The following is a 12983-nucleotide window of genomic DNA, read 5'->3' as shown; positions in this document are numbered from 1 at the left end:
TGGTCCCGTGACGACTGAGATCAGAGGCAGCGACTTCGCCCGCTTAGCGCGACGGATCACCGAGGCCGGCCTGCTCGAACGCCGACCGGCCTACTACGCCGTCCGGCTGGCCGTGCTGAGCATCGCGTTCGCGGGCGGCTGGGCCCTGTTCGCGTGGGTCGGCGACTCCTGGTTCCAGATCCCGGTCGCCGTCCTGCTGGCGGTGGTCTTCGCCCAGTTCGGCTTCCTCGCCCACGACCTCGGCCACCGGCAGGTGTTCAGGACCAGGCGCCCCAGCGAGATCGCCGGGCGCGTCATCGGCAACCTCTGCATCGGACTCGGCTGGGGCTGGTGGACCGACAAGCACAACCGCCACCACGCCAACCCCAACCACGAGGAGCACGACCCCGACGTCTCCCCCGCCGTGATCGTCTGGTCGACGGGCCAGGTCGAACGCAGCCGAGGGCTACCCCGGATGATCGCGAAGTACCAGGCGTACCTGTTCTTCCCGCTCCTCACGCTGGAGGCCTTGCACCTGCACGTGGCCAGCTTCAAGGCACTGGCCCGGCCGAACATGCGTGACAAGGGCTGGGAGTTCGGGCTGCTGCTGGGGCACCTCGCGTGGTACGCCGGGCTGGTGTTCACGGTGCTGCCGCCCGGCAAGGCGGTGGTGTTCATCCTGGTGCACCAGGCGGCCTTCGGCGTCTACCTGGGCAGTACGTTCGCACCCAACCACAAGGGCATGCCGACGCTGACCGGGGAGACCCAGCTCGACTTCCTGCGCAAGCAGGTGCTCACCTCGCGCAACGTGCGCGGCGGCCGGCTGACCGACATCGCGCTCGGCCAGCTCAACTACCAGATCGAGCACCACCTGTTCCCGCACATGCCGGCGCCGAACCTGCGCCGCGCGCAGCCGATCGTGCAGGCCTACTGCGCGGAGGTGGGCGTGGACTACCTGGAGACCGGCCTCATCGACTCGTACGGCCAGGCCCTGCGCCACCTTCATGCGGTCGGCGCGCCACTACGATGATCCGCCCGTGAGCGTCTGTGACGGGACGCCCACGGGGGGAACCTGATCGAACGGGATCCAGGCCCGGTCGCAGTTCGCGCGAGCCGGCCTGGAGAAGAGGCCCGCTGGAGCGGATGCCCGCCAGGCGACCTCAGTCTCACAAGGTCACACAGCGGTTACCCGTTGTGACAGCGTCAGATTACGGCACCGGAGCCCTCTCGCGTGCGCTTTTCCCGCGACTTGGGCGCCGGCGGCGGTTGCTTGCTGTGCCGTTCGAGCAGGATGGCCACCGGCCCGGCCACGAACGACGACGACAGCGTGCCGACCACGATCCCGATGAGCAGCGCGATGGCGAAGTCGCGCAGCGAGTCGCCGCCGAAGACCGCGAGCGCCGCCAGGATGAACAGCGCCCCGAGCCCGGTGTTGATCGTGCGCGGCACGGTCTGCAGGATGGCAGCGTTGACGATCGACGGCAGCGGATCGGTGCGCCGCGCCGCCCACATCTCCCTGACCCGGTCGAAGACGACGACCTTGTCGTTGACCGAGTAGCCGACGATCGTCAGCATGGCGGCCAGGAACACCCCGTCGATCGGCTTGCCCAGCCAGGCGAAGGCGCCGAGCACGAGGACGGCGTCCACGAACAGTGCGATGACGGCGGCGCCGCCGAAGCTCCAGCGGAAGCGGAAGGCCAGGTACAGCAGCTGCGCGCTGAGCGCCACCGCGAGCGCGATGAGCGCGTTGCGGCGCAGTTCCTCTCCCAGCGACGGCCCGATGAGCTCGTCGCGCTGCTTGGTCACCTCGCCGAGCGCGTCCTGGATCTTGGCCACGTCGTCGCCCGAGATCTGCCCGGTGCGGACGGAGATGCCGTTGTCCGAGGCTTGGACGACCGCGTTGGGGAACCCGGCCTCGCCGACCAGGCGCCGCGCGGTGTCCACGCCGACCGGCTGGGACGAGGTGAACTCCATCACCCGCCCGCCGGTGAACTCCACGCCGAAGTCGAGCCCGCGTACCACGAGCCCGGCGACGGCCGTCAGCAGCAGCCCGCCCGCGACGGCGAGCCACAGCCGCCGCCTGCCCATGAGGTCGGGGCCGCGCGTGGTGAGCCAGGTCCTGACGCGGCCGACCGTACCGAGGCCGGAGACCTTCGGCGGCACCCGGTCGATGAGCCACTGGGTGAGCGTGCGGGTGACGAGCAGGGCCGATACCAGCGAGGCCAGCACGCCGATCGACAGCGTCACGCCGAAGCCCTTCACCGGGCCGGAGGCCAGCCAGAACAGCAGTCCGGCCGCGAGGAGCGTGGTGACGCCCGAGTCCGCGATGGCGCTCCAGGCGTTCTTGAAGCCCCGGTCGAGCGCCTGGCCGAGGCCGTGGGCCCGGGGTCCGCGCCGCGAGGTGTGCTGCGCGCTGCCGTACTCCTCCCTGGCGCGTTCGAAGACCAGCACGTTGGCGTCCACGGCCATGCCGATCGCGAGCACGAACCCCGCCAGACCGGGCAGGGTGAGGGTGGCGCCGAGGGCGAGCAGCGCGGCGTAGGAGATGAGGGCGTACGTGCCGAGCGCGATGGCGGCGAGCAGGCCCACCAGGCGGTAGATCGCGATGATGAACACCGCCGTCAGCAGCACGCCGGTGACGGCGGCCTTGGCGCTGGCGTCGATGGCGTCGGCGCCGAGGGTGGGGCCGACCGTGCGCTGCTCGACGATCTCCAGCGGCACCGGCAGCGAGCCGCCCTTGATCAGGACGGCCAGGTCTGTGGCCTCCTGCGCGGTGAAGTTCCCGGTGATCGAGGTGTTGCCGCCCGGCATGCCGGCCCGGCACGGCGTCTCCTCCACCACCTGCGGCGAAGAGATGATCTTGTTGTCGAGCTGGATGGCGACCCGGCGCTGGGGATCGCCCGGGGGCTGGCAGGCGGCGGCGCCGGTCAGCCGCTGCCAGGGGCCGGGCTCCTTGAAGTCGACGGTGACGAACCAGCCGGGCCCCTGCTGGGGGTCGGTGCGGGCGGCCGCGTCCGTCACCCCCTCACCGGTGATCACGGCCGGGCCGAGCTTGAGCTTCTGCCCGCTCTCGTCCGGTACGCCCCCGGCCTCGTCGAGGCCCTCGACGGCGTGGAAGGTCAGCTGGGCGGTGCGGCCGATGACGTCGGCGGCCTTGCGCGGGTCGAGCACGCCGGGCAGCTCGACGATGATGCGCTTCTCGCCCGAGCGGACCAGCGTCGGCTCGGCCACACCGAGCGCGTCGGCACGGCGGCTCAGCACCTCAAGGGCGCGGTCGGTGGCGGCGGCGTCCGCCTTGACGGTCGGCGAGTCTCTCGCCTCGAACACGAGCTGGGTGCCGCCGCGCAGGTCGAGCCCGAGCCGGGGCGACATGGTGAACGCGAGGAACAACGAAGTGGCGATGACGGCGAGCGCCGCCACCGCGCGCCACAGGGGCGCACGTGACATGGAAGCCTCCACAAGAGCGTGGTCGTTCGACGCCCACGAACGTGGGCGGAGATCAGCGCACTGCGGAGACGGGTGGGGCGCGGGCGGGATTGGCGCGGCGCCGTTCGGCCTGGGTCGGCTCGGTGCGGGCGACCGGGCACGCGCCCGTGCCCGCCAGGCCGGGGAGCTGCGAGCGCTGCGGCGGTACGGCGACGCCGCCGAACCCGTGGTGCGCGCCCGCGTCGGGGGCGAGCTTGGACTTGGCGGGCAGCCCCGGAGCGGCCTGCCGGTGCGGCGACTGGTCCGCCTGGGGCGCCCTGACCTGGGCGGCGGCCGCCATGGCCTGCTGGGCGGGCAGCCCGCCCGCCATGAAGAACGTGGACAGCAGAAGGAGGAACGCGGCGGACAACCGGCTCCTCATGGGGTAACCGTACCCTTTGCCGGGATGATCCGGGAGCGATCAGGATCGTTCGGGAGCCCGCGAGCGGGCTCCCGGTGTCAGGAGAGTTCTTCGAACAGGGTGAGCTGCAGGCCCGCCGGGCCTTCGAGGCGGGAGTTGAGGGAGTTCCACGGGGTGCGCACGGGTTCGGCGATCAGCGTGGCCCCGGCCTCGGTCAGTTCCCGGGTGGCCGAGGTGGAGTCGTCCACCTCGAAGGCGACCCGGATGTGGCCCGCCACCCGCCGTCCGACCTCGACCTCGTCGATGAAGTCGGCCTGGCCGGGGTCGGCGATCTCCAGCGTGGCCCGCCCGGCCTCCAGGATGGTGACCCGGCCGTCGGGCGAGGAGAAGGCCGCGCGCTCGGGCAGGCCCAGCGCGTCCCGGTAGAAGCGGACAGCCTCCTCATAGTCCGAAGCCGTCACGACAAGTCGTAGCTCTCTCACTTTCATGGGCTAAAGGTACGACGGGCCGGTCACCCGGCCTCGGCAGACCCACCACACGATGGCCTGAGCGGCCACCAGGAACGGGATGACGGCCAGGATCACCGGCCCCAGCCAGGTGTTGCCCGGCTCCAGCGGCAGCCCGAGGCCCGCCAGCACCCCCACGGCCGCCAGCGTGACCCCCGTCAGCACGTACGTTCCCACCTCGGAGCCCGGCGCCGGCGTCCTGGCGCGCTCGCGCAGCCGTCCGGTCAGCCGCAGCGCGGCGAAGGCCAGGCCGTGCGCGCCGAACAGGACGGCCCCGAGCAGCGCGGGGGCGATGGCCAGCGGCCAGGAGACGTCCAGCAGCAACCCGCTGAACAGGGTGCCGAGCGCCAGCGCCAGTCCCCAGCTCCCCGCGACGATCGCGTGGTCCCAGAACCCCTGCCAGCGCGCGCCCGGCAGCCGCCCGCGCAGCCACAGCGCCATGTCGCGCACCACCCACGAGGCCACCAGCCCGACCACCGCGAGGAAGTCAGGGCCCCCGAACAGTTCGGCCTCGGCGTGCGGGAAGAGCCCGACGAGCACTCCGGCCGTCGCCACCAGCCACACCTCGTTGCCGAGGAAGAACGGGGCGATGGCGGCGAGCACCTCACGGCGCTCGTCCGGGGTGCGGCCGAGGTAGCGCAGCAGCATGCCGACCCCGATGTCGGCTCCGGCCAGCACCAGGTAGCCGACGGCGAAGAAGGCGAGGATGAGGGCTTCCATGGGTCGGCTCCTGCTCAGAACGTCGGGGCGGGGGCGGGCAGGCGTTCCGGCGTCTCGGCGGCGCCGAGCGCGACGGCGTCGGGGCCGCGCCTGGCCTGCCTGGCCAGCAGCCAGTAGTTGACGGCGATGAGCACGCCGAACAGTCCGGTGAACACGCCGAGCGAGATCCGCATCTGGACGGTGGTGGCGTGGGAGACCGCGTCGGAGGTCTTCAGCAGGCCGTACACGGCCCAGGGCTGGCGGCCGAGCTCGCGGAACAGCCACCCGGCGATCATCGCCGCGAACGGCACCGGGATCATCGCGGTCAGCAGCCAGTGCCAGACCCGCAGGCGCGTCGCGGCCCTGCGGGACCACATGAGGACGAAGCTCACCAGGGACACCAGGAACATCAGCACGAACAGCGCCATCATCGTCCGGCCGCTGGTCTGCACCCAGCTCTGCACGGGCAGGTAGTCGCCGGGGCCGTGGATCGCCGCCATGTCCGCCTGTGCCTCGGCGAGCAGCCCCGGATCGCCCGCCCAGGCCGCGATCTTGGACGGCTGCATCGTTTCGAATCCCATGCCGCCGAAGACGGCGGTGAGGACGGTGGCGGGCAGCGCCACGCCCAGGCCGATGCGCAGGGACTTGCGGAAGAAGTCCTGCTCGGCGGTGCGCCTGCGCAGGTGGTAGGCGCTGACCCCGGCCATGAAGTAGGCGCCGACGATCATCGAGCCGCACATGACGTGGGCGAAGGCGGTCAGCGCGGCCGGGTTCGCCACCAGCGCGCCGAAGTCCACCAGCTCCAGCACGCCCGAGGTGACGCGGTGGCCGACCGGGTTCTGCAGGAACCCGTTGGCGATCATGATCCAGAACGCCGACGCGTACGCGGTGAGGGTCACGATCCAGATCAGCGCGAGGTGCGCCCAGCGGTTCAGCCGGTTCCACCCGAAGATCCACAGGCCGAGGAAGGTGGATTCGACGAAGAAGGCGACCAGCGTCTCGATCGCGAGCGCGGCGCCGAACACGTTGCCGGCGAAAGTGGTCAGCCCGCTCCAGGACAGGCCGAACTGGAACTCCATCACCAGGCCGGTCGCGATGCCCATGGCGTAGTTGACGATGTAGAGCTGGCCCCAGTACCTCGTCATGCGGGCGTGCACCGGGTTGCCGCTGAGCGTCGCCCGCGTCTGGATGACGGCGACCAGGGTGGCCAGGCCGAGGGTCAGGGCCACGAACAGGAAGTGGGCTCCCGCCGTGAGCGCGAACTGCAGGCGGGCGAGCTCAAGGGCGTGCATACGGAGACGATCCCGCCGGGCCCGCCGCCGGGGCGTCCTTCTGCGGCGGTCATCGCGAGTACGACTTCCGGAGCGGTCGCGCGGCCCGCCGTACGACTCAGGAGGTAAAGCCGCCCGCCGTACGACTCAGGAGGTGAACCAGCCCGGGGTGATCATGCCGGCCTCGTAGGCGAGGACGACGAGCTGGGCCCGGTCGCGCAGCCGCAGTTTCGTCAGGATGCGGCTGACGTGGGTCTTGGCGGTGGCGGGGCTGAGCACCAGGCGTTCGGCGATCTCGTCGTTGGACAGTCCGCTCGCCACCAGGACCAGTACCTCGCGCTCGCGTTCGGTGAGCGCGTTGAGCTCTGGGCCGGGTTCCGGACGTTTGATCCGGCCGGCGAACTCGGCGATCAGCCTGCGGGTGACCGACGGGGCGATGAGTGCGTCGCCGCGCGCCACCACGCGGACGGCGTGGATCAGTTCGGCGGGCTCGGTGTCCTTGACCAGGAAGCCGCTGGCCCCGGCCCGGAGTGCGCCGTAGACGTAGTCGTCGAGGTCGAAGGTGGTCAGGATGATCACCTTGACGCCGTCGAGCCGGGGGTCGGCGGCGATCTGCCTGGCCGCCTCCAGGCCGTCGAGCTCGGGCATGCGGATGTCCATGAGGACCACGTCCGGGCGGGTCTGCCGGGCCTTGGCCACGGCCTCGGCGCCGTCACCGGCCTGTGCCACCACCTCGATGTCGTCCTCGTCGTCGAGCATCGACCGGAACCCGGCTCTGACCAGGGTCTGGTCGTCGGCCAGCAGTACGCGGATCATCGGAGTCCGTCCTGTTCGTCCTCGGCCACCGGGAGGGTGGCGACCACGGCGAAGCCGCCGCCCGGCCGGGGACCGGCCGCGAGGGTGCCGCCGAGGGCGGCGGCCCGCTCGCGCATCCCCTGGATGCCGTAGCCGGCGCCGTCGGCGTACACGGCCCCCGGCCCCTCGTCCTCCACGCTGATCACGAGGTCTCCCCGTCCCTGGGTGATGGTCAGGCTGGCCCGGCCGGTGCCCGCGTGGCGGCCGACGTTCGTCAGCGCCTCCTGGATGATCCTGGCCGCGGCCAGGTCGACCGGCGCGGGCAGCGGCCCGACCGCCACGTTCGCCGTCACGTCCAGCCCGGAGCGGCCGACCAGCTCGTCCAGGCGCTCGATGCTGTCGGCGGGAGCCGTGGGGGCGTCCTCGTCCACCTGTCTGAGCACGCCGAGCGTGGTGCGGAGCTGGCGCAGTGTGTCCTTGCTGGTGTCCTTGATCGTCCGCAGCGCGGTCTCGGCGCTCTCCGGGCGTTTGCGCAGACCGTGCAGCGCCGCTGCGGCCTGGACGTTGATCAGGGAGATGTTGTGCCCGAGTACGTCGTGCAGTTCCCTGGCGATGCGCAGGCGTTCCTCGGTGGCCCGGCGGCGGGCCTCCTCCTCCTTGGTGTGCTCGGCCTCGCGGGCCCGCCGCTCGATCTCCGTCAGGTAGGCCCGGCGGTTGCGGGTCACCCCGCCGAGCGCCACCGCGGCCGCGACCCAGCCGCCGATCATCAGGAACAGGCCGTCGCCCACGTGCCTGACGCCGCCGGTCTCGCCGAGGCCCATGCCGAACACGGACGCCGCTCCCGTCACCGCAGCAGCGAGCAGGTGCCCCTGGTCGGCCGCGGTGAAGAGGGCGAGCAGGAAGATCAGCAGGACTGGGCCGTCGAGGGTGCCGAGCGGGTAGTAGAAGCCCGTGCAGACCAGGGTGATCAACAGCACGAGCACGGGGAAGCGGGTACGCAGCAGCGCCGCCGCGCACGCGACGGCGGGCAGCACCACGTCGAGGGTGTTGATCGCGGCGTCCGGCTTGCGCAGGCCGATCATGACGGTGCCGGCGACGACGGCCAGCACTAAGCCGAGCGTCCACCTCATGTCCTTGCCCAGCCCGCGCATGTGCCCATTGTGTACGGCCAGCCGATTCGATGGGTAAATCAGTGGGATGACCACTAAAAAGGAGCTACGCCAGGTCGAAGAGGATCTGGTGCGGTTGAAGGAGTCCACCCGCGACCTGCGCACGCAGATCAACGAGATGGGGGCGACCGATCTGGTGGAACGTTCCCAGATGCTGAGCATGGCCGACGAGCAGGACGAGCTGGTCGCCGACCTCGAACGCCGCCGCGACGAGCTGCGGCGCCGGCTCGGCGAGCCCGCGTAGATGGTGATTCGTACGAAAGATTGCGGTCTGGTGCGATAGAACCGGTCGCATGGACGATTACAAGATCACGTTTGACCTGATCGACACCGACAAGGACGGCCGGATCTCGGCCGAGGAACTGGTCCGGCTGATGGAGGTGCTCGGCCGCCCGATCACGCTCGACGCCGCACAGGCGGGGGTGGACCGGCTCGATCGGGACGGCGACGGCCGGATCGACGCGGAGGAGCTCGGGGCCTTTCTCACGGCTTGACGGGATCCGGCCGGGCGTCCGCCGGGTGTCGGACGGCGGCGCCCGTGTCCACCTCCCGTCGGTCTGCGGCACCCGCGTCCACCTCCCGTCGGTCTGCGGCACCCGCGTCCACCGGGCGCCGGACGGTGGCGCCCGCATCCGTCTCGGGTCAGGCGGTGGTGCCCGCGTCCACCGTGATCGTGGCGCCGGTGATGTTCCGGCCGCCCTCCCCCGCCAGGTGGGCGACCGTGGCGGCGACGTCGTCTGGGGTGAGGTAGCGGCCCAGGGCGGTGAACGCGCGCTCGCCGTCGGCCTCCGGGCTGTCGGCCGGGTTCATCTCGGTGTCGGTCGAGCCCGGGTTGACCAGGTTGGCGGTGATGCCGCGCGGCCCGAGGTCCCTGGCCAGGCCCTTGGTGAGGCCGATCAGGGCGGCCTTGCTCATCGAGTAGAGGGTCCAGCCCGGGTACGGCACCCGCTCGATGAGGCTGCTGCCGATGGAGATGATCCGTCCGCCCTCGCCCAGGTGCCGGGCGGCGGCCTGCGACACGACATAGGAGGCGCGGGCGTGGATGGCCAGGGTTCTGTCCACCTCCTCCAGCGTCACCTCCGCCAAAGGCCCGTAGGGGGCGATTCCGGCGTTGTTGACGACGATGTCGAGCCGTCCGAAGTGCTGGACGGCGCGTTCGACGGCGGCCACGAGCGCGGCGGCGTCCGTCGCCTCCGCCGGTACGGCCAGCCCCCGGCCGCCGGCGGCCTCGATCCGCCCGACGACGGCCGCCGCCTGGTCGGCCGCGCGGGCGTAGGTGATGACCACGTCGTTGCCTTCGGCGGCCAGCCTCTCGGCCACCGCCGCTCCGATGCCCCGGCTGCCTCCGGTGACCAGTGCGACCCTGCGAGTCATGTGAATCTCCTCAAGTGGAATGGGTTCCGCTTAGGAGAAGCGGAACGCGTTCCGTTTTGTTCCCGCCAGATACGAACGACTGCCGGCGTGGTGGTTCCTGGGTGGGCGTTCCCTGGGGGCGGGCGGGCTTTTCGCGGGAGGGGGGCAAGGGCGGAGTCGTCGCGGTGGGGTGGTGGTGGGAGGAGTGGCGCGGGCGAGGCCGCCGACGCACGGCGGCGGGGCGCGGTGGGCGCGGCCTGCCGTAACGGATGGAACCAGGAACGCCCGGCGCGGCGGGATGGAACACAATGGACCGGTGAGAACGGACGCGGCGCGCAACAGGGCGCGGATTCTGTCGGCGGCGGCCGCCATCGTCGCGGAGCGCGGCGTGGACGGCCTGGCCATGGCCGACGTCGCCGCCGCGGCCGGGGTCGGCGTCGGCACCCTCTACCGGCGATTCGGCGACCGTTCCGGGCTCGCCTACGCGCTCATCGACGCCCGCGAACGCGCCTTCCAGCAGGACTTCCTCGGCGGCCCGCCGCCCCTCGGCCCCGGCGCGCCCCCGCGCGAGCGCGTCCGCGCCTTCCTCCACGCCCTCGCCGACCGCACGGTCGAGCAGCTCGACCTGCTCGTCATGGCCGAGACCGCCGCCCCGTTCGCGCGCTTCGGCGGCGCCTACGCCGCCCACCATGCCCACCTGAGCATGCTCATCGCGCAGCACTCACCCGGGTCCGACGCCCCCACGCTGGCCGACGCGCTCCTCGCGCCCCTCCAGGCGCCCCTCGTCGCCCACCGGCTGCGTACCGGCGCCGTCACCCCGGAACGGCTCAAAGCCGCGCTAGACGCGCTGGCCGCCTGGTGAGTACATCCACGGCCGGTGCAGGTCGAAGTAGGCGGGCCGGCCCTCGAACACCCCCATGTACTCTTTCAGCGTCCCCTCCAGCTCGGGCGGCGGCGCCTTGCGCTCCCCGCGCCGCGCCTCCTCCTCGCTGGTGAAGTACGCCGTCTCGACGTACGTGCCGTCCTCCGACATCGCGGCGGTGCTGCCGATGAGGTCGGGACGGTAGGCGGCGAGCTCCTCCTCACCTTTGTGGAAGAGTTCGCGCAGCCGCCCCGGGTCCTCGACGTGGCCCTCGATGACCTGGACGAACCCGGCCTGGTCAGAACCGCCGCCGTGGAACTCGTCCACCTCGCCGCAGTCGTGGAAGGAGACCTTCCCGGTGAACAACCGGGACGTCTCCCGCCACCAGGCGTCCTGTTCGGGGCGCTCGGCGTTGCGGCGGGCCTCGTCCTTCGAGGTGAAACGGGCCACCGCGACGAGAGTGCCGTCGTCGGTTACCCCGGCCGTGGTGCCGAGCCAGCCGGTCGAGCCGGGGGCGAGGTCCCTCGCCCACCGGTCGAGGGCGGCGTGCGCCTGTTCGGGTTCCGCTACCGGACCTTGGATGACCTGGATGAACATCGTCGTCCCTCCCATGTCTGGTCCCTTTCAGCCTAGGACGGCGACACGGGAGGGTTTGACCAGCGCTTGCCAAAAACCTCGCCAGGTCAGGAGGCCCGGACGTACACCTGACCGAAGACCTCCGACAGCTTCTTCAGGTCGGCGGCCGGGTCCACCTCGGGCGTCGCCGGGTCGTAGACGGTGGCCAGGCGGGCCTTGACCGCGCCCAGCTTCTTCAGCTGCTCCCAGGTGGCGTTGTCGGCCAGCTTCTCGCCGAGAACGCGGTTGACCGTGCCCTGCTGGTCCTGCCAGCGGGTCCACAGCGTCACGGTCTCCGCCGCGTCGGACTGCAGCACGGCGGCGACCCGCTCACCGATCGCCTTGCCGGCCTGCTCCTCGGTCAGCTTGGAGGCGCCGGGGGCGGTGAAGCCCGCGTCCTCCGCGCCGATCTGGCCGTACATGTCCCAGGCGCGGGCGCGGACCTGGATCCACTGGTTGCGCTGCGCCTGCGCGGCGTCGATGCCGTAGGCGGTGTACTCGGAGGACAGGTGGCCGTTGTCGAGCGTGAGCTGGTCGACCAGGCCGCGCTTCAGCCAGGCGCCGATGCGGTCGGGGTCGAGCTGCGGGTGCTTCTTGGCGATCTCGGTCTTGCACTGCTCGTGGCCGCCGCAGCCGAAGATCGGGACGACCGTGTGGACCCCGAGCTTCTTGCCCGGCACCGCCGTACGCAGGGCCTTGGCCGCCTCGGCGACGAACTTGTCCATCTCGTCGGCGGTGCCCAGCACCTTGTTGTAGCCGACCTGCGAGCTGAAGCGGATGCCGGCGACGTCGTCCTGCGCGGCGAGGGCGGCCACCTTCTTGGCGGCCTCCTCCAGCTTGCCGGTCTTCCAGTCGTCGGCGAGTTCGGCGTCGATCCACACGCGCATCCCGGCGTCCTGGGCGGTCTTGGCGCCCTTGCCGGTCTCGGTCTGCTCGGCCGCCGTCTTCTCGGCCTGGGTGACGCCGCTGCCGTTCACGTAGCAGCTGTCTCCCCCTTGCTCGCACTCGGGGGTGCCGCCGTCCTCCGCGCCCTCGACGTCGGGGTCACCGTCACCGCGTAGCTGACCGTCGCCTTCGAGGTTCGGGTCGCAGGCGTTCTCGGCCTCGTCGCAGTCGACGCCGACGAAGTAGGGGTCGGCCTCCTTCATGTTCTCGCCGTCGTTCTCAAGCCAGAACCTGGCGATGTCGGCCGCCTCCTCCGGCGTCGCCATCCAGTTGCAGACGACGTAGGCGGGGGTGTCGCTGGAGAGCAGGTCGTTGCAACTACGGGGATCGGTGGCCGACCAGGCGGGGACGCCGATGCCGAGCATCGAGAGCGCGAGTCCGGTGATGATGAGCGGACGTAGTCGCATGGCACCTACTCCATATGGATCAAGGGGGCACCATGCACCATATCCGGACGATCAACAACTCACAACGAGATCGCCGACCGTCGTCGGTCAAAGTAGGCGTTCGCCTCCGGGCGGAACATCAGGACCATGGCCGCCAGTACCGCCACGAGGTGCGCGGCCCTGCTGACCGCCAGCAGCCAGTCCGCCGGGCCGGCGGGAAGGGTGAACGTACCGGCGAGGAGGTCCTGGACCGGCCCGACGACCAGGGAGAGCGTGCCGAACAGGCCCAGGAGCACGGCGAGGCCCAGCCGCGCCAGGTTGTCGCCTGCGCGCAGGCGCAGCGTCATGAACACGGCCGCCCCGAACACCACCAGGCGCAGGCCGACGCCGACCGCGACCGCACCGGCCGGAAAGGCGCCGCTCGCGAGGATGCCGGTGACCGCGACGACGGTCTCGAACACGCCTGCGGCTACCGCGAAGATCCACAGGGCGGCGGCCCGGCGTACAGAGGAGGGAGCGGACACGGATACCTCGCCTTCCGTCGACTGGGGCAAGTCTGCGCCGCGCCCCCGTCTCC

15 protein-coding genes are annotated in these 12983 nt (G+C 71.4%); 4 read left to right on the top strand and 11 right to left on the bottom strand.

What is annotated here, in order from left to right:
* Positions 1-7 precede the first annotated feature (7 nt).
* The gene (locus ABD120_RS31235) at positions 8-1009 is read left to right on the top strand and encodes a fatty acid desaturase family protein (RefSeq protein WP_343953784.1); all 1002 of its coding nucleotides are present in this window, start codon (positions 8-10) and stop codon (positions 1007-1009) included.
* A 173-nt stretch (positions 1010-1182) separates the two neighbouring features.
* Here ABD120_RS31235 and secD read toward each other — a convergent pair whose 3' ends face one another.
* The 7 genes from secD to ABD120_RS31200 form a co-directional block, all read right to left on the bottom strand.
* Complete coding sequence (gene secD / locus ABD120_RS31230; protein ID WP_343953782.1) at positions 1183-3426, bottom strand: protein translocase subunit SecD; 2244 nt, start codon at positions 3424-3426, stop codon at positions 1183-1185.
* A 52-nt stretch (positions 3427-3478) separates the two neighbouring features.
* Complete coding sequence (locus ABD120_RS31225; protein WP_343953781.1) at positions 3479-3826, bottom strand: hypothetical protein; 348 nt, start codon at positions 3824-3826, stop codon at positions 3479-3481.
* Between the two features lie 77 nt (positions 3827-3903).
* The gene (locus ABD120_RS31220) at positions 3904-4293 is read right to left on the bottom strand and encodes a VOC family protein (RefSeq protein WP_343953780.1); all 390 of its coding nucleotides are present in this window, start codon (positions 4291-4293) and stop codon (positions 3904-3906) included.
* 3 nt (positions 4294-4296) lie between these two features.
* Positions 4297-5031, bottom strand: coding sequence for a cytochrome d ubiquinol oxidase subunit II (locus tag ABD120_RS31215; protein WP_343953779.1), 735 nt, complete (start codon positions 5029-5031; stop codon positions 4297-4299).
* A gap of 14 nt (positions 5032-5045) precedes the next feature.
* On the bottom strand, positions 5046-6302 hold the full coding sequence (locus ABD120_RS31210; RefSeq protein ID WP_343953778.1) for a cytochrome ubiquinol oxidase subunit I: 1257 nt from the start codon (positions 6300-6302) through the stop codon (positions 5046-5048).
* Positions 6303-6428: 126 nt separating this feature from the next.
* The gene (locus tag ABD120_RS31205) at positions 6429-7097 is read right to left on the bottom strand and encodes a response regulator transcription factor (RefSeq protein WP_343953776.1); all 669 of its coding nucleotides are present in this window, start codon (positions 7095-7097) and stop codon (positions 6429-6431) included.
* Positions 7094-8227, bottom strand: coding sequence for a sensor histidine kinase (locus tag ABD120_RS31200; RefSeq protein ID WP_343953775.1), 1134 nt, complete (start codon positions 8225-8227; stop codon positions 7094-7096). The genes ABD120_RS31205 and ABD120_RS31200 overlap by 4 nt, the downstream gene beginning before the upstream one ends.
* Before the next feature lie 46 nt (positions 8228-8273).
* Here ABD120_RS31200 and ABD120_RS31195 point away from each other — a divergent pair, with 46 nt between their 5' ends.
* Positions 8274-8489: a hypothetical protein gene (locus tag ABD120_RS31195; protein ID WP_343953774.1), complete on the top strand. Its 216-nt coding sequence runs from the start codon at positions 8274-8276 to the stop codon at positions 8487-8489.
* A gap of 49 nt (positions 8490-8538) precedes the next feature.
* Positions 8539-8739 (top strand): EF-hand domain-containing protein, encoded by a 201-nt coding sequence (locus ABD120_RS31190; protein ID WP_343953773.1) that lies wholly within the window; start codon positions 8539-8541, stop codon positions 8737-8739.
* 148 nt (positions 8740-8887) lie between these two features.
* Here ABD120_RS31190 and ABD120_RS31185 read toward each other — a convergent pair whose 3' ends face one another.
* On the bottom strand, positions 8888-9619 hold the full coding sequence (locus tag ABD120_RS31185) for an SDR family NAD(P)-dependent oxidoreductase (protein WP_343953772.1): 732 nt from the start codon (positions 9617-9619) through the stop codon (positions 8888-8890).
* Positions 9620-9914: 295 nt separating this feature from the next.
* Between ABD120_RS31185 and ABD120_RS31180 the strand changes: the two genes are divergently transcribed.
* Positions 9915-10460: a TetR family transcriptional regulator gene (locus ABD120_RS31180; protein ID WP_343953771.1), complete on the top strand. Its 546-nt coding sequence runs from the start codon at positions 9915-9917 to the stop codon at positions 10458-10460.
* Here ABD120_RS31180 and ABD120_RS31175 read toward each other — a convergent pair.
* The 3 genes from ABD120_RS31175 to ABD120_RS31165 all read right to left on the bottom strand — a co-directional run bounded on the left by ABD120_RS31175 (position 10437) and on the right by ABD120_RS31165 (position 12930).
* Positions 10437-11072: a hypothetical protein gene (locus ABD120_RS31175; RefSeq protein ID WP_343953770.1), complete on the bottom strand. Its 636-nt coding sequence runs from the start codon at positions 11070-11072 to the stop codon at positions 10437-10439. The genes ABD120_RS31180 and ABD120_RS31175 overlap by 24 nt on opposite strands.
* Before the next feature lie 71 nt (positions 11073-11143).
* On the bottom strand, positions 11144-12427 hold the full coding sequence (locus ABD120_RS31170) for a hypothetical protein (protein ID WP_343953768.1): 1284 nt from the start codon (positions 12425-12427) through the stop codon (positions 11144-11146).
* Between the two features lie 59 nt (positions 12428-12486).
* A complete protein-coding gene (locus tag ABD120_RS31165) occupies positions 12487-12930 on the bottom strand; it encodes a hypothetical protein (RefSeq protein ID WP_343953766.1) in 444 nt (147 codons plus the stop codon).
* Positions 12931-12983 lie beyond the last annotated feature (53 nt).

Origin of the sequence: Nonomuraea longicatena (assembly GCF_039525605.1) — a bacterium.
GTDB lineage: Bacteria > Actinomycetota > Actinomycetes > Streptosporangiales > Streptosporangiaceae > Nonomuraea > Nonomuraea longicatena.
This window is presented reverse-complemented; position numbering and strand designations above follow the sequence as displayed.

Excerpts from the sequence above, each read along its gene's own strand:
- ABD120_RS31205 (WP_343953776.1), bottom strand. The coding sequence starts at position 7,097 with ATGATCCGCGTACTGCTGGCCGACGACCAGACCCTGGTCAGAGCCGGG.
- ABD120_RS31210 (WP_343953778.1), bottom strand. The coding sequence starts at position 6,302 with ATGCACGCCCTTGAGCTCGCCCGCCTGCAGTTCGCGCTCACGGCGGGA.
- ABD120_RS31175 (WP_343953770.1), bottom strand. The coding sequence starts at position 11,072 with ATGGGAGGGACGACGATGTTCATCCAGGTCATCCAAGGTCCGGTAGCG.
- ABD120_RS31170 (WP_343953768.1), bottom strand. The coding sequence starts at position 12,427 with ATGCGACTACGTCCGCTCATCATCACCGGACTCGCGCTCTCGATGCTC.
- ABD120_RS31225 (WP_343953781.1), bottom strand. The coding sequence starts at position 3,826 with ATGAGGAGCCGGTTGTCCGCCGCGTTCCTCCTTCTGCTGTCCACGTTC.
- ABD120_RS31195 (WP_343953774.1), top strand. The coding sequence starts at position 8,274 with ATGACCACTAAAAAGGAGCTACGCCAGGTCGAAGAGGATCTGGTGCGG.
- ABD120_RS31220 (WP_343953780.1), bottom strand. The coding sequence starts at position 4,293 with ATGAAAGTGAGAGAGCTACGACTTGTCGTGACGGCTTCGGACTATGAG.
- secD (WP_343953782.1), bottom strand. The coding sequence starts at position 3,426 with ATGTCACGTGCGCCCCTGTGGCGCGCGGTGGCGGCGCTCGCCGTCATC.
- ABD120_RS31200 (WP_343953775.1), bottom strand. The coding sequence starts at position 8,227 with ATGCGCGGGCTGGGCAAGGACATGAGGTGGACGCTCGGCTTAGTGCTG.
- ABD120_RS31185 (WP_343953772.1), bottom strand. The coding sequence starts at position 9,619 with ATGACTCGCAGGGTCGCACTGGTCACCGGAGGCAGCCGGGGCATCGGA.
- ABD120_RS31190 (WP_343953773.1), top strand. The coding sequence starts at position 8,539 with ATGGACGATTACAAGATCACGTTTGACCTGATCGACACCGACAAGGAC.
- ABD120_RS31215 (WP_343953779.1), bottom strand. The coding sequence starts at position 5,031 with ATGGAAGCCCTCATCCTCGCCTTCTTCGCCGTCGGCTACCTGGTGCTG.